This window comes from Rahnella victoriana, from assembly GCF_004330295.1.
In the GTDB taxonomy this organism is placed as follows: Bacteria; Pseudomonadota; Gammaproteobacteria; order Enterobacterales; family Enterobacteriaceae; genus Rahnella; species Rahnella victoriana.
In genome coordinates this window covers 33,765-54,603 of record NZ_SJOJ01000005.1, presented here as the reverse complement: position 1 = coordinate 54,603, position 20,839 = coordinate 33,765, and the positions used below count along the sequence as shown (strand labels likewise).

The following is a 20,839-nucleotide window of genomic DNA, read 5'->3' as shown; positions in this document are numbered from 1 at the left end:
CGTTTCGTTAATGTCTATTTATTCAATTTCTGCAACTGTATCTGGTCGGCGTATTTTGCTTTTTCTGCCAGCGCAGGAAATTGTGACGGAGTATAAAAATGCGCGGGCGTTTTCAGCCCGTGCATCTCGCTGCCGGGGTAAATTTGCAGTTCCCCCAGTGCAGACAAACGGTATCCCGCCACCGTCTCAGGCATCGTCAGCCGATAAGGCGGGATTTTTTCGAAAGGCACCGGCGTCGGAAAGCGGCTGTCGCTCAGATCATAGTTGCGGTTTAACACCAGAAATTTATCCGGCACCCGGCGCTTGCTGTTCCACCAGATGCCATCCACCTCATGAAATTGCCGCTTGGTTTCCGCTTCACTGACCGCACCCAGCCGGATCAGCGCGTCGTGTAAGGCGGATCCCATCGCCGCGTTGTATTTTTCCGGCGAACCGGCGTGGCCGTGCAGGATGACGTTAATCGCCAGCCGCGCGCCCAGCAGATTGGAATAGAGATCTTCCGGCGAAAACGCCGAGATTTCCTCTGAAAAGCCTTTCACCGACTGGAAGCCATACCACTGGGCGATCTCATGCCATTGCGCCAGCTGAAAGGCCAGATGCCCCGCCAGCCAGGCCGCCAGGGTATACCGCTCCGCCGTTGTGTGCGGACGGGTAAACGCCTTCAGCTGAATGCGCCGCAGACCCAGCTCCTCGCTGTAGAACAAACGCCAGCCGCTGCCGAGGCGCGGGTAAATGCGGGTGAACAGGTAAAAGGTGTTATCCGCCGTGTCGCGTACGTGGGCGATATCGATAAAACCGCCGCGCCGGGTGTAAATCAGCCCGCTTTTTTCCGCGCTCAGCCCGACGATACTTTTCACCGCTCCGAGCGCACTGTCGTTGTAATGGTGCGTACCGAGCGAACCGGCGGATAACACGTTGCCGATCTGGTAAAACGGCACCGGCACGCCGATGGCGCGAACACGTAATCCATAGCCAAAGGCACAGCACGGACGCAGGGATTCCGGCGCGGTCAGGTGCCGGGCGACCGGTCCGACACGGGCAGCGGATTCGACGGGCAGAATGTCCGTCGGCATGGTTTCAGCATGGCTCACCGACGCCGCGCACAACAGCCACGTACACAGCATTTTGTGGTTCAAAAAGCCTCCGCAATTTGAAAATAAAAACCTGCGCTTTCCCGGCCGACGCCCAGATCCAGCCGCACATTCATATCCGGTTTGACCTCAAACCGGTAACCGGCCCCCGCATTGGGTAACAGAGGATGCGAGGTCAGATCCCCCGGCGTATCGCCCAGTGCGCCCATCCCCAGCCACAGCACATAACCGTGTCGCCAGTTGAGTTTTTTACGGTATTCAAGCTGGGTGCTGACCACGTCTTTATCGCGGTATTGCCCCTGATAATAGCCGCGCAACCGGCGGTCATCGCCGGCCAGCGAAAGACGGTCCCACGGCACATCGCCCTGTGAAAATCGTCCCCACACATCAAACGCCAGCACGTCGCTGTCATTGAGCGGCTGATAATGGTTGTACTGCAACTGTAAGGCGGTGAAATGCGTATCAGAACCGGTAGCCGGATCAAAAACGCTGTATTCGGCACTGAAAAACTGGCCATGCCGGGGCCGGGTGATCACATCACGGGTATCGTAATTCAGCGCGACGGAACCGCCGGAACTCTGCGACCGGGTGTCAGCACCGTAGCGGGTAAAAAGGTCGTTCTGATGGGGATCGTCCACGTCGGCGTGGATCGTCGAAAAATCCCAGCCCACGCCGCCATACCAATGATCGGCCAGCCGGTAGAAAATCTGAGGATGCAGGCGCAGCGAATTTTCGGTGTATTTCATTTCATCTCCCTGCGCCGCGTCGTAACCAATGCCCCAGAAACCGGTGGGGATTTTTGCCAGTGAGCCATCCACGAACAGCCGCCACTGGTCATCACTGAAAAAGGTGTAATTGGTCAGCCCCACACCCAGCGCCCCGCTGGTACTGACAAAACCGGTAAACGACACGGAGGAGTTCTGCGTCTGCTTATCTTGCGGATCAATACGGTAAATGCCCGCCACCGCCGTGCCGAGACCGAGTTTCAGTTCCGGCGTATAAAACGGGCCGGGCAATACGCTCCAGTCCACGCCTTTGCTGGCATCAAAATGATTGTCCGCGCCGAGTTTATTGAGAAAACCGTCGATCTGCTCATGCGACAGTTCTCCGGCACTCAGCGGCGACACCATCAGACTCAGCACTCCGCCCGCCAGCCATGCTGATCTGTTCATCAGAATCGATATTCACCTGCAACAAAGAAGCTGTTGCGGTCGTTGAAACCGATTTCCGACAGCACGTTGAAGTTTTGCGTGATTTCGTATTGCGCCCCGATCAGCATATTCCACGGCGAATTCAGATGCTGTTTGACGTCAAAACGCCCCTCATCATCCTGATTGACGGCGCTGATCAGCGGCTGAAGTTCTGCGGGCATATGCAGATCAGACAGCTTGCCTTTGAATTCCTGCTGCACATCCTGATACATGCTGCCCACCCAAAGGCTCAGGTGCGAAGGTCCGGTGATGCCTTGCAGGTTGAAACGGTAGCCGGCGCGCGGCGAAACCGTCACTGCCGAAATACTGCCGTCAAGAATGTCGAAATCCGTGCGGGTGTAATTGGTATCCACCAGCGTAAACCAGTTGCCATAGCCGCCCGCCAGCGTGAAACCTGTGCCCCAGGTTCGCCCCTGAAAATCGAGGGTAAAGTCGATATCCTGCAAATCGCCGTTGCGGTACAGATTGTGGACCGAGGTGGCAATCACGCGGTTAAGGCCGGTATAGCGTGACGGATCCGCATCCACCGACACGTTGGAGATCGAAGACCCTTTGGTGTAACCCAGCAGACCGTACACATTCAGGAAGGGAAACACCCACATATCGAGACGCAGATTTTCTGTCTGGCTGCGCTCGCGGGTTTTGGCGACATCAATATCAAACATCTCGGCAGGAATGGGATGCGCGCCTAATTTCAGGCCGGAGAAGGTGATACTGTCGACATCGACGTTCTGACGCATATTCATATAACTGAGATTGACGCCAAACGGCAGCGGAATGGAATAGCCACGCGCCCGCGCCTCATCCCCCCAGATCGGGAAGGTGCGGCCGTCGTCACTGGCCGCGTCTTTCGGGTCCGTGACCGCGGGGGTTTCTGCCCCCGCCAGAGGTGCCCACCCGAGGCACAGCACGAGAAGAAAGGGTTGTGCCCTGCTGAATCTGTTCATCCGCCTCCGGTAATGCATTATTTCGCCTGAGCAGCAGGGAAAACGGTTTTCCAGTCAGTTTTCATGCTGACCACCGGCCAGCCTTTTTTCGCCGCCTCATCCAGACCTTTATCCAGTTTGCCGAAGCCGGATTTCCGGTCGTAGGCGTATTCGCGCGCGGCATCGTCGTGATGCAGATAAAGCACCAGATTCGGACCGGCGCCGGAAGAGACGTATTGCAGCATCGGTAAATCACCGTCGGAATTCCCAAACGCCAGCAGCGGCATCCGGCCAATGTAGCGGTGGATCGCCACCGGTTTATTTTCCGCGTCATCGATAAAATTGATCACGCCCTGTTTGACCAGCCGGGCATGGCCCTGTTTATCGATATCAAATTTGATCTTGTCGGTGGAGCCGATCACCTGCTCAGGCGGGATACCATAGGCTTTCTCCGCCCACGGCCGCATAAAGTCGGTGCCGCCACCGGAGACAATATAGGTTTTAAAACCGTGCTCCCGCAGATAGCTCAGCAATTCCAGCATGGGCTGATACACCAGTTCGGTATAAGGCCGTTTGAAACGCGGATCGCGGGCGGTATCGAGCCACGCTGACACGCTTTTTTTAAATTCTTCAGTGGTCATTCCGGCGTCGGCGGCATGTTCAATCGCCATCAGCCCCGGGTTACCGGTCGCCGCAACCGCATGCATGTCATTTTCCAGAACGCCTTTAAAGGGCTGCTGGTTCTTCCATTCAGGGTGTTGCGGAGCCAGCGCCTTAATACGATCCATCAGGTAAATCAGCTGAACGTAGGCCGGTTGTTCGGTCCACAACGTGCCGTCATTGTCGAACACCGCAATCCGCGCTTCAGGCATCACAAATTCCGGTCCGCCTTCCAGCGTCACCTTTTGCACGAAATCAATAATTTTTGATTTTGTGGCGGAATCATTCCAGGAAGGAAGACTGGCCGTCGCCTCAGTGGCGGCATACGCCATCTGACAGGCGAGGACAATAAACAGCGTAAAAGCGACGACGACACGCGGCAATTTTCCGCCGCGATGGGCGGAAACGCGGAATAAATAATTCATCTCAACATCCTGCTAAATAGAAAGAATTGTGTGTTTTCATCGGGAAGGCGTTTGCGTAAAGGCTAGTCAGTAAGTGAAATTATTTCTAGCAGATGGACACATCTTTTTATTTTTTGTTATCGGCTATTTGCAATTATCCGGTTCTTTCTCTAATCGTTAGATAGGCATCACGTCATTCCATCGCAAGCTGATCCCGGGCGAAATATGAAAAGACTTACTTTCTTGATAAGTGGCATTTTATTTTCCATGTCATCACAGGCGGCAGGGCTGTATCTGTATGAAATCGGCACCGAAGACACCGGCCTCGCCGGTGCCGGTCAGGCCGCCCGTGCGCAGGATGCCTCGACGCTGGTGTCTAACCCCGCAGGCTTAACCGAATTACCCGATCATATGCTGACCGGCGGCCTGCAGGCGCTTTACGGCCACACGCCGTATTCCCTCGATGATAATTCCGCCTTACGCGGCAGCAGCCCCGGTAACACCATCGGCTGGTTCCCCGGCGCCAATCTGTTTTATCAGCAGCGGCTGAATGATTCGTTATCCGCCGGGATCGGGCTGTATGGCAATTACGGTCTGGGGCTGGATTTTGGTGACTGGGCGGGTGACCGGCTGATTAAGAAAAGTACCCTGGTCGGACTGACGCTCAGCCCGGCGCTGGCCTGGAAAGTGAATGACCGGTTATCCTGGGGCGCGGGCATCGGGATTAATTACGGGTTTCTGTCGCTGACGCGCAATGTCGATGATGAGGATCATAAGCAGTCGGATCACGACTGGGCGCTGAATTTCCGCACCGGCGTGTTATTTAAAGCCACCGACCAGACCCGCGTCGGCCTGAATTTCACCAGTAAAACGCAGTACCATTTTAATATTGATGGCAAAGCGCGCTTCCCGCAGCTGGATAACCGGGAATATACCCTGCCGCTGACCGCCGACGTGAATACCCCGGACCAGCTGATGTTAAGCGTGGTGCATGACGTGAATAAACGCTGGTCGGTGATGGGCGATCTGGGCTGGCAGAACTGGAGCGCCTACGGCAGCAATCAGATCTACACCGGCAGCCGTCCGCTGGATCGCGACAACAAATTGCAGGACACCTGGCATACCGCATTCGGCGTGCAGTTCCGCCCGGATGAAACCTGGCGGCTGAATACCGGTATCGCCTATGACAGCAGTTTTTATAAATCGCAGGATGACGCCTCACTGACCATGCCTTCCGGCGCGGCGTGGCGTTTTGGTGCCGGTGCGCAGTATCAGGTGACCACCGCCAGCAATGTCGGTATGGCGTTTGAATACCTGACCATGGAATCGTCGCAGGTCGAAAACCCGCTGCTGAAAGGCGGTTATGACGATCCGTCGATTTATTTCTTCAGCATCAATTACAACTATGAATTCTGATTAAACGAACGGTTATCTGAAGCTCCATTGCACACTGACCACGAACACGGCAGGAATAATAATCCCGCTTTCCACACCAAAGTAATCGGTAAAATTGTACTGAACGGCGTGGTAGATATACGGCGAGAACCCGATGCCGGTGACTTTTTTGAAATCGTTGTACGACCCTTCATCACCGCAATGTTTAAAGGCATCAAAGAAGAACTCGCCGGTATAACCGTAGACCCCTTTGAACACCCAGCCGGTGTTGCCGGACACCCAGTCCCTTCGCAGCCCCAGCGCGATACAGCGGTCATCAAAGCTGTTTTTCATGGTGCCCGCTAACAGGCTGTATTTGGAATCTTCAGAGAATTTGCGTTCCACCGAGTAAAAGTGGTTATCAAATTTTTCATTGTACTGGCCGCGGTTGTGGGTCAGATGGTAAACAAAAGATCCGGTGTTTATGGAATATAAATTGATCTCGTCAGCCTGATTTGCCGCAGAGAGGAGTAACAACGGAAAGCATGACAAACCCCAGACTTTTTTGAGCACTTCAACCACCGCCTTAATGAACAAGAAGCTAAGTAGGAAATCGAGTCGCACCGGCCAGATGTGAGTATAGAATGTCCGCTAAAAAACGTTATGACGGAATTAATTTCACAACGGGAATAATAGCGTCTTTATTATTTCGGCTCTGATCGTCCCGGGGAGGTGTGAGTTAAGTTTTACTTAAGTAAAGTTATGAAATAGCGGAATCGTCTTATATTCCTCCATGTTATAAACACCTCAACTTTTAAGGATAAAGGGAGGGTATAAAGCTGTGACGACATTCACCAAAGACGTCATCAACGATATCATTAGCTGGATTGAAGTGAATATAGACACCCCGCTTTCAGTACAGTGTGTGGCAGAGTATTCAGGCTATTCAAAATGGCATTTGCAAAGAATATTCAAAAAGGAGACAGGATTAACCTTAGGGAAATATATCCGCAATAGAAAACTGACGCTTATCGCGCAGAACCTTAAAAACAGTAACGAGCCGATCCTCTCACTCGCATGCCGGTATGGCTTTGAATCACAACAATCTTTTACACGCTCATTTACCCACTACTTCTCTGTCTCACCGCACCGGTACCGTACCAGCGACTTCCGGGCGGAATATAAATATATTCATCAGCCTTCTTCTCCCGGCCGGAACAGACCTGTGACAAAAATCTGAAATATCCCCTTTCCAGCAACAAGGAGGTATTAACATGGAATGGTTGATTGAAAGAAATCTGGTTTGTCCTTCGACGGGGGCTGCCTTTGCGGTGATATCCAGCTATCGGAATCTGAGGATTATTTTATGGTACAAAAGCCATTATTTCCTGCGCCCCGGCGGCGAAGTTATTGTCAGCGATTTAGGCATCGTCGTGAATGGGAATATCCGTGACATTAGCCTTCTTCATGCTTTTCCGTTTAATGATAATCTCTGGCAGACGTTTGAAAAAAGCCTCGACTGTCCGGGCAATAAAGATCCGGCCCTGCATCACTGTGACCGCAAAGACACCTGCCATTTTGACATGTGCCCTTACGGTGTTCACGTCCACGCAATCTGAAGATCATTAACCCGCCTTTCGGCAGCCACGGCTTGCTGAAAGGCGTATGTCCTGTGACGTAAAGGCGTCCCTTCCCATAAGAAATCGCCACCAGGTTGAATTTTCGTTCCTGTTTAATACAGCGGATAGCGACCGGTTTCAGATTATTTTCGCGCACAACATCGATATATTTATTTAACGGGATCATTCCTCACGAAATACTCACAACCTTTAACACAACATTTTCTTTACGCTGACGTTATCAGCGGAACTAACTTTTTAGGGTTAAGTCTACCTTTACAGTCAATGTAATGGTGTCATGGCGGCGATTGTAATCAATAAATCTTCCTGCATGATGAAGGTGTATTTAATGAGGGAAGTAATGAAAATATTAATCATCAGACGGGAAAATATCGGTGATCTGATCCTGACCACCCCGCTGATTTCGATACTGGCGAAAAATCATCAGGTCGATATGCTGGTTAATTCTTACAATAAATTAGTGCTGGACGGTCATCCCGGCGTCCGTAAAGTGCATCATTATACCAAACTGCACCATGAAGGATCCGTGAGGAAAAAGATCCACGCTTTCTTCCACCGTATTGCCACCACCTTCAGCATATGGCGGGAAGGGTATGACGTCGCTATCGTGGCGGGCAACTGGAATAAAAGACCTTTACAGTGGGCGACATTATCGCGGGCGAAAAGAATCATTGCCATTGGCGAGGATGCGCCGGATGCCGTTACCGATAAAATACCGTATATGCCAGACGGTAAACATATGGTTGAACAGATGGCAGAACTTGCCCGGCCATTAGATTGTTATACGAAACCCGGCGCACTGGCATTATGGGTGACAAAATCCGAAAGGGAATTTGCCGTTCATAAAATAAAGAACACCTATAACATGCCGTTATATGGTGTGCAGATCAGCGCCAGAAAAGAAAAACAACGCTGGCCGGTTGAGAATTATATTGAATTCGCGCACAGGCTGTCGCGGACGGAGCCTTGCAAAATCATTCTGTTCTGGTCTCCGGGCGCAGAAGATAACCTGCAACATCCGGGAGACGATGAAAAAGCCCAACGCATTATGAACGCCTGCAAAGACATTATTATGGTGCCGTTCAATACGGTGAACATCCGCGAACTGATGGCCGGGATGTCCCTGTGTGACCAGATCATCACCAGTGACGGCGGCGCATTGCACATCGCCGCAGGCGTGGGAAGACCGGTGGTGGCGTTGTTCGGCAACAGCGATCCGCGGGTCTGGGGTCCCTGGAAAGTGCCGTGCCGGATCATTGCCTCAGCGGAGGAAGACGTCGCCCGACTTTCCGCCGAAGACGTTTTTCACGAGTTTATTGCGCTGAGAAATGAAGTGACGGATAGCCAAAAAATATTTTCCCGTATGACAGGTAATCTGAACTGAAATGAAAGCCATGAAAATGAAGTTAATCAAAACAATATTGCATCTTTATTGTTTGTTAACGCGAAGAAAGACCTTTTCTCTTTCAGCATGGACAGCCGCACCGGAAAACATTGTCATTTATTCCACCACCGCGCTGGGGGATTATCTGATGAATACCCCGGCGATAATGCAGTTAAAAACGAGTTTTCCCGCCAGCCGGTTTATTCTGGTGACCAGTAAAAAGAATCACAGTCTGGTGGTGCAATACAACTGGTACGATAATATTTATGTCTGGGACAACAAAGTGGTGAGAATACTGCCGTTAATCCTTAAGCTCAGGAAACACAAACCTGACCTTAGCGTTATTTTACATGCACACTTTCCTTACGATGTGCTGTGTGCGGTATTATCCGGCAGTAAAATGATTTTACGTGATCACTACGGCAGTGAACCGGCTGTATTTAATCACTACTTAGATCATTACTCGGGATATTTTGACGGCCACACCATCCGGCGAAAATTAAAACTGATTGAACCGGTGTGTGAAAACCCCGGCGAAAGCCGTATGCACCTGCCGGTGATCAATACGCCTGCGCCGCGTCTGTATTTACGCAAACGCATCGGCTTTCAGTTAGGCGCATCCAATGAATCGCGTCGCTGGCCGGTTGAATTTTTCAGCCAGCTCGCGGGGCTGCTGTTAAATGAATACCGTGATCTGGATATTATTATTACCGGCACGGCGGCGGAAAAACATCTGGCGGAGGATTTTTTAAAACGATTACCGGCGCACCATCAAAATAATATCTGCATCATGTCAGGACAAACGCCGCTGACCGGACTGGTGACGCTGGTAAAAAGCCTGAATATTCTCGTCACGGGTGACACCGGACCCTTACATATCGCCGTGGCCGCCGGGGTCAGAACCGTCAGTCTTTTTGCCACCGCCAACCCGGCCTATACCGGCCCCTGTCAGGATCCGCAAAAGCACATTATTTTGCACCGTCCTGAAGGTAAAAACGCGGCGCATCCCATGAGGGCGATCCTGCCTGCTGACGTATATCAGGCCGTCGGGGAACTGCTCAGGAGGCCACATGATTGTTAATCAGGCGCTGGAAAGAGAGATCATTGATTTTCTTGAACAGCATAACTGCCCCACTGTCTTCGGATTTTATAAAAAGATCAGCGGCGGTGATTTTTCATTAGTCACGCTTCCGCTCAATGAAATTCAGCGCGATACCTTAATGAATGACTTTTTTATCCGCTTTAAGGTCAATGCCAGAAATTATTTCACTTTCAATCACTTCCCGCGGGATGCGGGTTTTCTCAGCTCACTGGCTTTCAGTCTCCGCCGTCAGCGTGGCCGGGTGACGCCCGTCACCGTGAAAGCGTTGCACGATGCGGCGCTGAACGGCTTCTGGCCGGTTTATCTTCACGGGCAAAACGGATAACCGCCACAAAGCGACTGCCGGGGAAACGGTTTTACGGAGAAATCTGTAACCGCGCCTCTTTTTCGTGACAGAAACTATACTTTATTTTCATCAGGATAGTGGCACACGCAGGAGAAGACATGACCCCACAACCCCGACAGTTTTCGTTGAAGGTACTGACGATTAATACCCACAAGGGCTTCGCTGCGTTTAATAAACGCTTCATTTTACCCGAGTTGCGCGATGCGGTACGCACCGTGGGCGCCGATATCGTCTGCCTGCAGGAAGTGATGGGCGCGCACGAAGTGCATCCGTTGCATGTGGAAAACTGGCCGGACACCACCCATTACGAGTTTCTTGCTGACACCATGTGGAGCGATTACGCCTACGGGCGCAACGCGGTCTACCCCGAAGGTCATCACGGTAATGCCGTGCTGTCACGCTATCCCATTGAACATTATGAGAATCGCGACGTGTCGGTGGAAGGCAGTGAGAACCGCGGCCTGCTGTACTGCCGCATCGTGCCGCCGCAGCTTGAGTATCCTGTCCATGTGATTTGTGTGCATCTGGGGCTGCGCGAAGCGCACCGTCAGGCGCAGCTGACAATTCTGGCCGACTGGGTTAACGCGTTCCCGGAGGGAGAACCGGTGCTGGTCGCGGGCGATTTCAACGACTGGCGGCAGAAGGCCAGCCACCCGCTCAAAGCGCAGGCGGGGCTGGATGAGATTTTCACCCGCGCCAGAGGGCGTCCGGCGCGCACTTTCCCGGTCAGTCTGCCACTTCTGCGTCTCGACCGGATCTATGTAAAAAATGCCAATGCCAGCGCGCCCGCCACGCTGCCGCTGCGTCTCTGGCGTCATCTGTCCGACCATGCGCCGTTAAGCGCGGAGATCCACTTATGAACAGCGCATGGCGGGAAGGCAACCACATCCGGCTTCTGGTAAATGGCGACGAATATTACCCGGCGTTATTCGAGGCTATCGATAACGCTCAGCGGAAAGTGATCCTCGAAACCTTTATCTGGTTTGAAGATAACGTGGGACGCCAGTTGCATGCGGTGCTTCTGCGCGCCGCACAGCGCGGTATCGACGTTCAGGTGCTGCTCGACGGGTATGGATCACCGGATCTGAGCGAGGAGTTCGTCAGCGAACTGACGTCAGCAGGCGTGGTGTTCCGCTATTACGACCCGCGTCAGCGGCTGTTAGGGATGCGCACCAATCTGTTCCGCCGTATGCACCGTAAAATTGTTGTCATCGACAGTACGGTAGCGTTTGTCGGCGGGATCAATTACTCCGCCGAACATGTGACCAGTTACGGTCCCGAAGCCAAGCAGGATTACGCCGTGCGGGTAGAAGGCCCGGTGGTGGATGACATTTTACAGTTTGAGCTGGAAAACCTGCCCGATCAGTCGCAAACCCGCCGGTGGTGGCAGCAACGTCGCCGCTATCATGCCGCCGAAAATCGCCAGCCCGGCGAGGCGCAGGCGCTGTTTGTCTGGCGCGATAACGACGATCACAGTGATGATATTGAGCGTCACTATCTGAAAATGCTGTCCAGCGCGAAGCGTGAAGTGATTATCGCCAACGCTTATTTCTTTCCCGGCTACCGTCTGCTGCACGCCATGCGCAATGCGGCACGACGCGGGGTGCGGGTGAAACTCATCGTGCAGGGCAATCCGGATATGCCGATTGTGAAAGTCGGCGCGGAGCTGCTGTACAACTATCTGCTGAAAGGCGGTGTGCAGGTGTATGAATATCGCCGTCGCCCGCTGCACGGCAAGGTCGCACTGATGGACGCGCACTGGGCGACGGTCGGCTCCAGCAATCTCGATCCGCTGAGTTTGTCGCTCAACCTTGAAGCCAATCTCATTATCCATGACCGTACCTTTAACCAGACGCTGCGTGAGAATCTCCACGGGATTATTGCCGAAGACTGCCAGCGTGTGGATGAAACCATGGCCCCGAAACGTACCTGGTGGAACCTGACGAAAAGCGTGGTGGCGTTCCACTTTCTGCGTAAATTCCCGGCAATGGTCGGCTGGCTACCGGCACACACGCCAAGGCTTTCTCAGGTAGCGCCGCCCGTACAACCCGAAATTGAAACGCAGGATCGGGTGACGACAGAGAATTCGGAGGTGAAACCCTGATGTCTGCATCGCATCCAAAATGGCGTCTGGCGAAAAAAATCCTCACCGGGATTTTCTTTATCGCCGTGGCCGTGCTGCTGGTGGTTTACGCCCGCACGGTCAACTGGGATGACGTGTGGCAGGTCATCCGCCATTACAACCGCACGACACTGCTGATGTCGGTGGCGCTGGTGATTGTCAGCTATCTGCTGTACGGCTGTTACGATCTGCTCGCCCGCGCCTACTGCGGACACAAACTCGCCGCCCGTCAGGTCATGCTGGTGTCATTTATCTGCTACGCCTTTAACCTCACGCTCAGCACCTGGGTTGGCGGCATTGGCATGCGCTACCGGCTCTACTCCCGTCTGGGTCTGCCCGGCGGCACGATCACGCGCATTTTCTCGCTGAGCATTTCCACCAACTGGCTTGGCTATATTTTGCTGGGCGGCATTATTTTCACCTCCGGCGTGGTGGATCTCCCTTCGCACTGGTACATCAGCGACGGCACATTGCGCATTGTCGGCATTGCGCTGCTGGCGATGGTGGCGGTTTACGTCTGGTTCTGCGCCTTTGCGAAACACCGCCATATGACGGTGAAAGGCCAAAAACTGGTGCTGCCGTCGTTTAAATTTGCGCTGGCGCAGATGGTGATTTCCGCCGCCAACTGGATGGCCATGGCGGCGATTATCTGGCTGCTGCTGGGTCAGGAGGTCAACTATTTCTTTGTGCTGGGCGTGCTGTTAGTCAGCAGTATCGCCGGGGTCATCGTGCATATTCCGGCGGGGATTGGCGTGCTGGAAGCGGTGTTTATCGCGCTGCTGGCGGGAGAACACACCTCGCAGGGGGCGATTATCGCCGCCCTGCTGGCCTATCGCATGCTCTACTACTTCCTGCCGCTGCTGCTGGCGCTGGTGTGCTATCTGCTGCTGGAAAGCCGGGCGAAGAAATTGCGGGCGAAGAACGAGAAGGCCATGGCGGAATGACCTTCCGGGGAAAGACGCGCAAAACTGAACGGCATGGCCGGTTCATGCTGACGCAGAAGAACGGCTAAAAGCCCGCTCTCAGCCACGCAAAAAGCACATTGCCGTTGTTGTAAGTGCCCGGAATATAGGTGAACTGCAGATTGATATTTTTATAGCCCGCAGAGAACAGCGGAAAGACAAAAGGCAGCGGCACGTAATTCGCGAAGTCATCCCGGGCGGTAATTCCCCCCGCTAAACCCAGACCAAGGCGCAGGTCTTTGCTTTGGGTTAAATACCAGCCTTTCTCCCAGCCGTAACCGGCGGCGGGTTGCCATTCCCGGTGGGAATCCTGAAAGACCATCGCAAAAAGCCCGCTCCAGTTGCCCTCTGGCGTATAGCGCGAGACGCCGATCCCGCCGCCCCACGGCATCTCATTATAATTATCGGTTTTGTGCTTATCGTACATATAGCGGTTATGCCAGCTGAGAAACGGCAGATAGATATCGGTATATTGCGGTTCATTCCAGGTCTGCGAGACGTTGTCTTTGAAATCCTGCCATAAACCGGATACGCCGCCTGACGTGTCGTTCATCGTGCCGGCAGTCTCAGCGGCGACATTAAACACCAGGCAGAACAACGCGATGAGTAAAACGTAATTTTTCTTCCCTGTCATAAGTCCACCAAGGTTTAATTTCAGTTCTGTTTGAGTAAATGATAGTCGGGAAGTGGAAAGTTATCCGTCTGACCCGAGATTGCGATTTCGCAGTTCAGGCTCAGAAGAACGCACGCCTTCAGGCAAACACCCTGAATCCTTTAATGCCTGCAGGGCGACGTCGGAAAACAGTTGCCGGAACCAGACGGCGCTTCCCTTTACCTCATCCACTTTGCGGTAAAGCAGTGAAATCGGTTCGACCGGGAAATCGGGAGGTGTGTCGCAGACACTCAGGCCATACAGCCGCGCCATGCAATGCGCCACTGTTTCAGGCACGGTCGCGATGGCTGGTATGGCCTGCAATACCGGGCCGACGGCGGAGTAGCGCGATACGCTGGCAACAATCTCCCGGCTGACCCCGGCGAGTTGCAAAAAGGCATCCACCTCGCGGACGTCATTCCCCACGGATGACACAATAACGTGCTGCCGGTTTCCATACTCTTCCATGCTTAGCGGCTGTGTCAGAGGAAGACGCTGCGGGTCGTACAGGCATTTCAGATGCTGATCAAAAAGCGGCTGGCGGATATGCCACGACGCCGGTTCACCGTGTACGGCCACGCTGAAATCGTAAGCCCCTTCCTCCAGCAACGATACCGAATCACGTTTGGTGGCGGCCACCGCCACGACCCGCGCATGCGGTGCCAGTTCACGGACGCGCGCGGTCAATACCCCGAAAAAAGCCATTTCCAGGTTATCGCACAGCCCGACCCGAAATTCCCCTTCCCACGTTGCCGGATCGAAAGCATCCGGCGGCTGCACCGTGCGTTCGATCGTCGCTAACGCGCTGGCGATGTCCGGCGCTATCGCCAGCGCACGCGGCGTCGGCTGTAACTTGCGTCCCACACGGATAAAAAGTTCGTCGCCCAGGGCTTCCCGCAGACGGCGAAGTGCGCCGGAGAGTCCCGGCTGTCCGATGTACATCCGCTCTGCTGCGCGGCTGACATTCAGCTCTTCCATCAAAATGGTAAACGCATAAAGCAGATTCAGATCGAGGTTTCTCAGTGTCGGTGTTTTCATCATTTTCAGAGATAGTTGGTATGCCTGCTATCAATTTCCCAGATGTTATTCATTCCGTCAATATCACGCCATCCTCCGACGGCCCATACCCGGCGTTACCTTTGCGACGAATCCCGCTGCCTGCCGGTGGGAAGGAGTTTTTATGTGTAAATTTCATTCAGTCCCGCTCAGTTCGCCGGACAACCCTGACCTCAGCCAGGGACAGGTGCTGATGATGGCCGCCGCGACAGGGATCGCGGTAGGCAGCCAGTATTACAATCAGCCGCTGCTGGGCATGATTGCCAATGATTTCGGTACGGCATCCGGTCTGATCGCCACCACAACCCAGACAGGCTACGCCCTCGGACTCATTCTGCTGGTGCCGCTGGGCGACAAGATGGAGCGACGGACGCTGATACTGCTTCAGTGCCTCGGGCTGACGCTGGCCATGGTGGCCGCCAGTCTTTCTCCCGGCATATATAGCCTTGCCTTTTCTTCGATGCTGACAGGGGTGTTCGCCACTATTGCGCAGCAGATGATCCCGCATGCCGCCGGACTCACCTCGTCTTTGCGCCGTGAATCGGTGCTGGCGACCTTAACCAGCGGGCTGCTGGCAGGCGTACTGCTTGCCCGAACCGTCAGTGGTTTCATGGGGGCATGGTATGGCTGGCGTTCGGTTTTCCTGCTGGGTGCGCTGCTGTCTGTGCTGATGATGGGCTGCCTTGCCATAAGGCTGCCGCGCAGCCAGCCGGATCGCCAGCCCGCCTACCCGCAATTACTCCGCTCACTGTTTACCCTCGCACGTCACGAACCGGTTCTCAGGAACGCCGCGCTGACGCAAAGTCTGCTGTTTTTCGGCTTCAGCGCGTTCTGGACAATTCTGGCGCTGTTGCTTCAGACGCCCCGCTTTGGCCTCGACAGCGGCAGCGCCGGTCTGTTCGGCGTGGTGGCGCTTGCCGGTGCCGTGCTGGTGCCCTTTGGTCTGCGAGTCACGGGTAAACGAGGGCCACAGGCCGCCGCACTTTCCGGCGTGCTGCTGGTCGCGGCCAGCTTCCTGCTGATGATCCCGATGCAGACCCTGACCGGGCTGGGCATCGGCGTAGTGATGATGACCACCGGCCTGCAAATTTCGCTGATCAGTCATCAGAGTCTGATACTCCGCGCGGCGGGAAGCGCACGGGGCCGCTTTAACACCGTTTTCATGGCGGCACAGTTTGCTTTCGGCGCGGCCGGTTCTGCCGCCGCCAGTCTGGCCTGGGAACACGGTGGCTGGACCGCCGTGATGGTAATGGCCGCCGCTTCCGCCCTTCTGGCGCTGTGCGTCCGGCTGACACGCCTTTTTTAACACGACAAGGAGCATTTTATGATTGAACAACATCAGATCGGGGACTTCACCCTCATTACATTGCAGGACGGAATTTTTCTCTGCGACACGGATTTTATCCCCGCATCCAAATCCGCTGAGGGCGAAGCACTGTATAAAAGCGTGGGTTTGCCTGCGACCGGGCCATCGCCGGAACCCATTAACGCCTTTGCCCTGAAAAAAGAGGATCAGTTGTGGCTGATTGATGCCGGTTGCGGTCGTGAACTCGGTCCGCGATTCGGCAGGGCATCGGCCGCACTGCAAAACGCCGGGTTCACGCTGGATCAGGTCGGAGGGATTATCCTGTCCCATCTGCATGAAGATCATATTGGCGGGCTGATCACGCAAGACGGCATGCCGCTTTATCCGCAGGCCACATTGTATATTTCAGAGGAAGAGCTGACATTCTGGACCCGCGCGACGTCGCAGGAAGATTATCCGCATCTGGTCACATCGGGGCTTTTCGCCCTGATTGCTTCGGTGTTACGGGCATATGAAGGCGCGGTGAAAACAGTGGCGGCCAACGCAGAGGTGCTTCCCGGTGTCCGGCTGGTGCCGCTGCACGGGCACACCCCCGGCCACAGTGGGATTGAGATCACCGGCGGTGGCCAGCGTTTGCTTATCTGGGGAGACGTGGTGCATTCGACCCTGTTGCAGTTGCGCTATCCGCACTGGAGCATCGGATTTGATATGGATCCGCCGCAGGCGCTGGCGACCCGCGTGAAATTGCTGGCACAGCTTGCCACTGAAGAGACGCTGATCGCCGGTCCGCACGTCTCGGGAATGGGCAAGATCCGCGACTGCTGTGACGGGGGATATACCTTACATCAGCACGGGCGGGGATGATTTTTAGTGCCGGTGACGGGCTTTTCGCCTGATAAAAGCCCCCCTCAGACTTTTCAGGCTCAGTTCCTGCGCAGGGGCTGAGTCTCTCCACGTGATCTGACTCACAGATTTCCCGGCATTCATGCCGTCGTTTGCCGCTTAATCCGTGTTATTACCGTTTATCTCCCTCTGTGACCGCTAATCAGGTTTCCCGCCTTTGCACCGCTGATTTTGGCACCCTATAGCCGCAATAAAACAGATCCCACTTCTCTGCCAGCCATTCCTCAATTAAACCAAACAGAGAAGGGTTTTTCGTCAGTCTTTTAAAATAACCGGGTTATTTATGAATAAAAAAGCTTTCTTCAGGCACTTACCGTGGATGATTGTTGCGATCCTCGGTGCCTGCTGTCTGGGCGTCGTCGCCCTGCGGCGGGGTGAACACATCAGTGCGTTATGGATCGTCGTGGCCTCCGTGTCGGTTTATCTGGTGGCCTATCGTTATTACAGCCTGTATATCGCGCAAAAGGTCATGAAACTTGACCCGTCGCGCTCCACGCCTGCCGTGGTGAACAACGACGGTCTGAACTATGTGCCGACCAACCGCAATGTGCTGTTCGGTCACCACTTTGCCGCCATCGCCGGTGCCGGTCCGTTAGTCGGTCCGGTGCTTGCCGCGCAAATGGGCTATCTGCCGGGTGTGCTGTGGTTGCTGGCCGGTGTGGTGCTGGCCGGTGCGGTGCAGGACTTTATGGTGCTGTTTATCTCTTCACGCCGTAACGGCGCGTCTCTGGGCGAGATGATCAAAGAAGAGATGGGGCCGGTGCCGGGCACCATTGCCCTGTTCGGCTGTTTCCTGATCATGATTATTATTCTGGCGGTGCTGGCCTTAATCGTGGTGAAAGCGCTGGCAGAAAGCCCGTGGGGCGTGTTTACCGTCTGTTCGACGGTGCCGATCGCCCTGTTTATGGGCATCTACATGCGCTTTATCCGGCCGGGTCGCGTGGGTGAGATCTCGGTGATTGGCGTGGTTCTGCTGGTCGCTTCAATCTATTTCGGCGGCGTGATCGCCAGCGATCCTTACTGGGGTCCGGCGCTGACCTTCAAAGACACCACCATCACTTTTACCCTGATTGGTTATGCCTTTGTCTCTGCCCTGTTGCCGGTGTGGCTGATTCTGGCACCGCGTGACTATCTGGCCACGTTCCTGAAAATCGGCGTGATCGTCGGGCTGGCGATCGGCATCGTGATCCTCAATCCTGAACTGAAAATGCCTGCCCTGACCCAGTACATCGACGGCACAGGTCCGTTGTGGAAAGGCGCACTGTTCCCGTTCCTGTTTATCACCATCGCCTGCGGTGCGGTGTCCGGTTTCCACGCGCTGATCGCCTCCGGCACCACGCCTAAACTGCTGGCCTGCGAAACCGATGCACGGTTTATCGGTTACGGCGCGATGCTGATGGAATCCTTTGTGGCGGTAATGGCGCTGGTCGCGGCCTCGATCATCGAGCCGGGTTTATACTTCGCCATGAATACGCCGCCAGCCGGTCTGGGCATTACCATGCCAAACCTGCACGAACTGGGCGGCGATAATGCACCGATGATTCTGGCGCAGCTGAAAGACGTCACGGCGCACGCGGCGGCAACCGTCAGTTCATGGGGATTTGTGATCTCGCCTGAGCAGATTATGCAAACCGCGAAAGACATCGGCGAACCCTCAGTGCTGAACCGTGCCGGTGGCGCACCAACGCTTGCCGTAGGTATTGCGCATGTGTTCCACAAAATCATGCCGCTGGCGGATATGGGCTTCTGGTATCACTTCGGCATTCTGTTTGAAGCGCTGTTCATCCTGACCGCGCTGGATGCGGGTACGCGTTCCGGCCGCTTTATGTTGCAGGATTTACTGGGTAACTTTGTGCCGTTCCTGAAAAAAACCGACTCGCTGATCGCCGGGATTATCGGCACCGCAGGCTGCGTCGGGCTGTGGGGTTATCTGCTGTATCAGGGCGTGGTCGATCCGCTGGGTGGCGTGAAAAGCCTGTGGCCGCTGTTCGGCATCTCAAACCAGATGCTGGCTGCCGTCGCGCTGATCCTCGCCACCGTGGTGCTGGTGAAAATGAAACGCACGAAGTACATCTGGGTCACCATGGTGCCCGCCATCTGGCTGCTGATCTGCACCACCTGGGCGCTGGGGCTGAAACTGTTCAGCACCAATGCGCAGATGGAAGGCTTCTTCTACATGGCCGGTCAGTATAAAGAACGCATTGCTGCTGGCGGCGAGAGCCTGACACCGGAGCAGATCAGCAATATGCATCACATTGTGATCAACAACTACACCAACGCCGGGCTGAGTATTCTGTTCCTGATTGTGGTGTACAGCATCATTTTCTACGGTATCCGCGCCTGCCTTGAGGCACGTAAAACCGATAAGCGTACCGATAAGGAAACGCCTTATGTGCCGGTTCCGGCGGAAGGGATTAAAATCTCCTCCGGGCACTAACCGTTTACCTGAAAGCCCCGCACACGCGGGGCTTTTTCACAGAATTCAGAGGAGTACGTATGTTTGACAACTTAGGTGCGGCGAAGAAATACCTCGGTCAGGCCGCGCGTATGCTGGTGGGCATACCGGATTACGACACTTACGTTCTGCATATGCAGACCAACCACCCGGATACCACGCCGATGACCTATGAAGAGTTTTTCCGCGAGCGCCAGCAGGCGCGTTACGGCGGGGACGGTAAAGGCGGAATGCGCTGTTGTTAAGAGGAGCACAACGATGGATCCGATTGCAGTCACAGTATTAACCGGTTTTCTGGGAGCCGGAAAAACCACGCTCCTGCGCCAGATTTTGCATACGCAGCAGGAGATAAAAATTGCGGTGATCGAGAATGAGTTTGGCGAAATGCCCCTCGATAACCAGCTGATTGGCGACCGGGCGACCCGCATCACCACGCTGTCTAACGGCTGCATCTGCTGCACCCGTTCGGGCGAGCTGGAAGCGGCGTTACTGGATCTGCTCGACAGCGTGGATAAAGGCGACGTGCAGTTTGACCGGCTGATGATTGAATGCACCGGCATGGCCGATCCCGGCCCGATCCTGCAGGCCTTTTTCGCCCATGACGTCATCTGCGAGCGGTATGTGTTAGATGGCGTGATCACGCTGGTGGACGCGGTACATGCCATGTCGCAGCTGGATCAGTTTCCGCTGGCGCAGTCGCAGATTGGTTATGCCGACCGTATCCTGCTGACCAAAACGGATGTGGCCGGTGACAATCCTGAACTGACCGCGCGGTTGCAACGCATCAACGCCCGCGCGCCGGTATATAACATGGTTCAGGGTGATATCGATCCGGCGCTGTTGTTCGATACCCGTGGATTTATGCTCGAAGAAAACGTGCTCGCGGTAAAACCGTTATTCCACCGCCTCGCGCCGCAGCAAAACGCCGTTTCTTCGATTGTGGTCGAACTGGATTATCCGGTCGGCCTGACGGCGGTTTCCGCCGTGATGGAAGAGTTGCTGGCCAGTTTTGCCGATAACCTGCTGCGCTATAAAGGGATGTTATGGATAGCAGACCAGCCGTGCCGCCTGCTGTTTCAGGGCGTGCAGCGGCTGTACAGTGCGGACTGGGATCGCCCGTGGCAGCCGGACGAAACGCGCCGCAGCGCACTGGTTTTCATCGGCGTGCAGTTACCTGAAACGCAAATCCGCGAAGCCTTTGACCGGCTGCGACCGGCCTGAGTCCTGTGTCCAAAAGAAAAGCGG

The 20,839-nt window shown here is 54.7% G+C and carries 21 protein-coding genes; 14 read left to right on the top strand and 7 right to left on the bottom strand.

Annotated elements, in window-relative coordinates; translation table 11 throughout:
- Positions 1-14: 14 nt before the first annotated feature.
- Genes EYY67_RS05800 through EYY67_RS05785 form a run of 4 tightly spaced genes read right to left on the bottom strand, consistent with a single transcriptional unit; the run spans position 15 to position 4,313 of the window.
- Positions 15-1,124 (bottom strand): DUF4056 domain-containing protein, encoded by a 1,110-nt coding sequence (locus tag EYY67_RS05800; protein WP_131693109.1) that lies wholly within the window; start codon positions 1,122-1,124, stop codon positions 15-17.
- 8 nt (positions 1,125-1,132) lie between these two features.
- Positions 1,133-2,263, bottom strand: coding sequence for a BamA/TamA family outer membrane protein (locus tag EYY67_RS05795; RefSeq protein ID WP_131693038.1), 1,131 nt, complete (start codon positions 2,261-2,263; stop codon positions 1,133-1,135).
- On the bottom strand, positions 2,263-3,249 hold the full coding sequence (locus EYY67_RS05790) for a porin family protein (protein WP_242675580.1): 987 nt from the start codon (positions 3,247-3,249) through the stop codon (positions 2,263-2,265). The genes EYY67_RS05795 and EYY67_RS05790 overlap by 1 nt, the downstream gene beginning before the upstream one ends.
- Before the next feature lie 17 nt (positions 3,250-3,266).
- A complete protein-coding gene (locus EYY67_RS05785) occupies positions 3,267-4,313 on the bottom strand; it encodes an HAD family hydrolase (RefSeq protein ID WP_233432945.1) in 1,047 nt (348 codons plus the stop codon).
- A 204-nt stretch (positions 4,314-4,517) separates the two neighbouring features.
- Here EYY67_RS05785 and EYY67_RS05780 point away from each other — a divergent pair, with 204 nt between their 5' ends.
- Positions 4,518-5,708 carry an OmpP1/FadL family transporter gene (locus EYY67_RS05780; RefSeq protein WP_131693037.1) on the top strand — a complete coding sequence of 397 codons (1,191 nt, stop codon included), beginning with the start codon at positions 4,518-4,520 and terminating at the stop codon, positions 5,706-5,708.
- A 12-nt stretch (positions 5,709-5,720) separates the two neighbouring features.
- Here EYY67_RS05780 and EYY67_RS05775 read toward each other — a convergent pair whose 3' ends face one another.
- Complete coding sequence (locus tag EYY67_RS05775; protein ID WP_162928629.1) at positions 5,721-6,218, bottom strand: hypothetical protein; 498 nt, start codon at positions 6,216-6,218, stop codon at positions 5,721-5,723.
- 289 nt (positions 6,219-6,507) lie between these two features.
- Between EYY67_RS05775 and EYY67_RS05770 the strand changes: the two genes are divergently transcribed.
- From EYY67_RS05770 to EYY67_RS05735, 8 genes are all read left to right on the top strand, one after another.
- Entirely contained in the window at positions 6,508-6,906 is a 399-nt protein-coding gene (locus EYY67_RS05770) for a helix-turn-helix domain-containing protein (protein ID WP_095925649.1), read from the top strand.
- A gap of 34 nt (positions 6,907-6,940) precedes the next feature.
- Positions 6,941-7,285, top strand: coding sequence for an anti-adapter protein IraM (gene iraM, locus EYY67_RS05765; protein WP_131693036.1), 345 nt, complete (start codon positions 6,941-6,943; stop codon positions 7,283-7,285).
- 361 nt (positions 7,286-7,646) lie between these two features.
- Positions 7,647-8,690, top strand: coding sequence for a glycosyltransferase family 9 protein (locus EYY67_RS05760; protein ID WP_131693035.1), 1,044 nt, complete (start codon positions 7,647-7,649; stop codon positions 8,688-8,690).
- Positions 8,691-8,856: 166 nt separating this feature from the next.
- On the top strand, positions 8,857-9,771 hold the full coding sequence (locus EYY67_RS05755; protein ID WP_341352838.1) for a glycosyltransferase family 9 protein: 915 nt from the start codon (positions 8,857-8,859) through the stop codon (positions 9,769-9,771).
- A complete protein-coding gene (locus tag EYY67_RS05750; RefSeq protein ID WP_131693033.1) occupies positions 9,761-10,117 on the top strand; it encodes a DUF1493 family protein in 357 nt (118 codons plus the stop codon). The genes EYY67_RS05755 and EYY67_RS05750 overlap by 11 nt, the downstream gene beginning before the upstream one ends.
- 119 nt (positions 10,118-10,236) lie before the next feature.
- Positions 10,237-10,998: an endonuclease/exonuclease/phosphatase family protein gene (locus EYY67_RS05745; RefSeq protein WP_119824449.1), complete on the top strand. Its 762-nt coding sequence runs from the start codon at positions 10,237-10,239 to the stop codon at positions 10,996-10,998.
- Positions 10,995-12,242, top strand: a complete 1,248-nt coding sequence (gene clsB, locus EYY67_RS05740; RefSeq protein WP_131693032.1) for a cardiolipin synthase ClsB — start codon at positions 10,995-10,997, stop codon at positions 12,240-12,242. The genes EYY67_RS05745 and clsB overlap by 4 nt, the downstream gene beginning before the upstream one ends.
- Positions 12,242-13,204, top strand: coding sequence for a lysylphosphatidylglycerol synthase domain-containing protein (locus tag EYY67_RS05735; RefSeq protein WP_095925642.1), 963 nt, complete (start codon positions 12,242-12,244; stop codon positions 13,202-13,204). Before clsB ends, EYY67_RS05735 begins: the two co-directional genes overlap by 1 nt.
- Before the next feature lie 64 nt (positions 13,205-13,268).
- On the opposite strand, the gene pagP is transcribed toward EYY67_RS05735, so the two are convergent.
- Both pagP and EYY67_RS05725 read right to left on the bottom strand, forming a co-directional pair.
- The gene (gene pagP / locus EYY67_RS05730) at positions 13,269-13,856 is read right to left on the bottom strand and encodes a lipid IV(A) palmitoyltransferase PagP (RefSeq protein ID WP_119824455.1); all 588 of its coding nucleotides are present in this window, start codon (positions 13,854-13,856) and stop codon (positions 13,269-13,271) included.
- Positions 13,857-13,916: 60 nt separating this feature from the next.
- Positions 13,917-14,912, bottom strand: a complete 996-nt coding sequence (locus EYY67_RS05725; protein WP_242675579.1) for a LysR family transcriptional regulator — start codon at positions 14,910-14,912, stop codon at positions 13,917-13,919.
- Between the two features lie 142 nt (positions 14,913-15,054).
- Between EYY67_RS05725 and EYY67_RS05720 the strand changes: the two genes are divergently transcribed.
- The 5 genes from EYY67_RS05720 (at position 15,055) to yjiA (ending at position 20,815) form a co-directional block, all read left to right on the top strand.
- Positions 15,055-16,236, top strand: a complete 1,182-nt coding sequence (locus EYY67_RS05720) for an MFS transporter (RefSeq protein ID WP_131693030.1) — start codon at positions 15,055-15,057, stop codon at positions 16,234-16,236.
- Between the two features lie 18 nt (positions 16,237-16,254).
- Complete coding sequence (locus EYY67_RS05715) at positions 16,255-17,100, top strand: MBL fold metallo-hydrolase (protein WP_131693029.1); 846 nt, start codon at positions 16,255-16,257, stop codon at positions 17,098-17,100.
- A gap of 322 nt (positions 17,101-17,422) precedes the next feature.
- Complete coding sequence (locus EYY67_RS05710) at positions 17,423-19,576, top strand: carbon starvation CstA family protein (RefSeq protein ID WP_131693028.1); 2,154 nt, start codon at positions 17,423-17,425, stop codon at positions 19,574-19,576.
- 59 nt (positions 19,577-19,635) lie between these two features.
- On the top strand, positions 19,636-19,839 hold the full coding sequence (locus tag EYY67_RS05705) for a YbdD/YjiX family protein (RefSeq protein WP_014341854.1): 204 nt from the start codon (positions 19,636-19,638) through the stop codon (positions 19,837-19,839).
- A 13-nt stretch (positions 19,840-19,852) separates the two neighbouring features.
- Complete coding sequence (gene yjiA / locus EYY67_RS05700) at positions 19,853-20,815, top strand: GTPase (RefSeq protein ID WP_131693027.1); 963 nt, start codon at positions 19,853-19,855, stop codon at positions 20,813-20,815.
- Positions 20,816-20,839 lie beyond the last annotated feature (24 nt).

Excerpts from the sequence above, each read along its gene's own strand:
- EYY67_RS05705 (WP_014341854.1), top strand. The coding sequence starts at position 19,636 with ATGTTTGACAACTTAGGTGCGGCGAAGAAATACCTCGGTCAGGCCGCG.
- EYY67_RS05735 (WP_095925642.1), top strand. The coding sequence starts at position 12,242 with ATGTCTGCATCGCATCCAAAATGGCGTCTGGCGAAAAAAATCCTCACC.
- yjiA (WP_131693027.1), top strand. The coding sequence starts at position 19,853 with ATGGATCCGATTGCAGTCACAGTATTAACCGGTTTTCTGGGAGCCGGA.
- EYY67_RS05790 (WP_242675580.1), bottom strand. The coding sequence starts at position 3,249 with ATGAACAGATTCAGCAGGGCACAACCCTTTCTTCTCGTGCTGTGCCTC.
- EYY67_RS05795 (WP_131693038.1), bottom strand. The coding sequence starts at position 2,263 with ATGAACAGATCAGCATGGCTGGCGGGCGGAGTGCTGAGTCTGATGGTG.
- EYY67_RS05720 (WP_131693030.1), top strand. The coding sequence starts at position 15,055 with ATGTGTAAATTTCATTCAGTCCCGCTCAGTTCGCCGGACAACCCTGAC.
- EYY67_RS05760 (WP_131693035.1), top strand. The coding sequence starts at position 7,647 with ATGAAAATATTAATCATCAGACGGGAAAATATCGGTGATCTGATCCTG.
- EYY67_RS05800 (WP_131693109.1), bottom strand. The coding sequence starts at position 1,124 with ATGCTGTGTACGTGGCTGTTGTGCGCGGCGTCGGTGAGCCATGCTGAA.
- EYY67_RS05785 (WP_233432945.1), bottom strand. The coding sequence starts at position 4,313 with ATGAATTATTTATTCCGCGTTTCCGCCCATCGCGGCGGAAAATTGCCG.
- EYY67_RS05755 (WP_341352838.1), top strand. The coding sequence starts at position 8,857 with ATGCAGTTAAAAACGAGTTTTCCCGCCAGCCGGTTTATTCTGGTGACC.
- EYY67_RS05745 (WP_119824449.1), top strand. The coding sequence starts at position 10,237 with ATGACCCCACAACCCCGACAGTTTTCGTTGAAGGTACTGACGATTAAT.
- clsB (WP_131693032.1), top strand. The coding sequence starts at position 10,995 with ATGAACAGCGCATGGCGGGAAGGCAACCACATCCGGCTTCTGGTAAAT.
- EYY67_RS05715 (WP_131693029.1), top strand. The coding sequence starts at position 16,255 with ATGATTGAACAACATCAGATCGGGGACTTCACCCTCATTACATTGCAG.
- pagP (WP_119824455.1), bottom strand. The coding sequence starts at position 13,856 with ATGACAGGGAAGAAAAATTACGTTTTACTCATCGCGTTGTTCTGCCTG.
- EYY67_RS05780 (WP_131693037.1), top strand. The coding sequence starts at position 4,518 with ATGAAAAGACTTACTTTCTTGATAAGTGGCATTTTATTTTCCATGTCA.
- iraM (WP_131693036.1), top strand. The coding sequence starts at position 6,941 with ATGGAATGGTTGATTGAAAGAAATCTGGTTTGTCCTTCGACGGGGGCT.
- EYY67_RS05750 (WP_131693033.1), top strand. The coding sequence starts at position 9,761 with ATGATTGTTAATCAGGCGCTGGAAAGAGAGATCATTGATTTTCTTGAA.
- EYY67_RS05725 (WP_242675579.1), bottom strand. The coding sequence starts at position 14,912 with ATGAAAACACCGACACTGAGAAACCTCGATCTGAATCTGCTTTATGCG.
- EYY67_RS05710 (WP_131693028.1), top strand. The coding sequence starts at position 17,423 with ATGAATAAAAAAGCTTTCTTCAGGCACTTACCGTGGATGATTGTTGCG.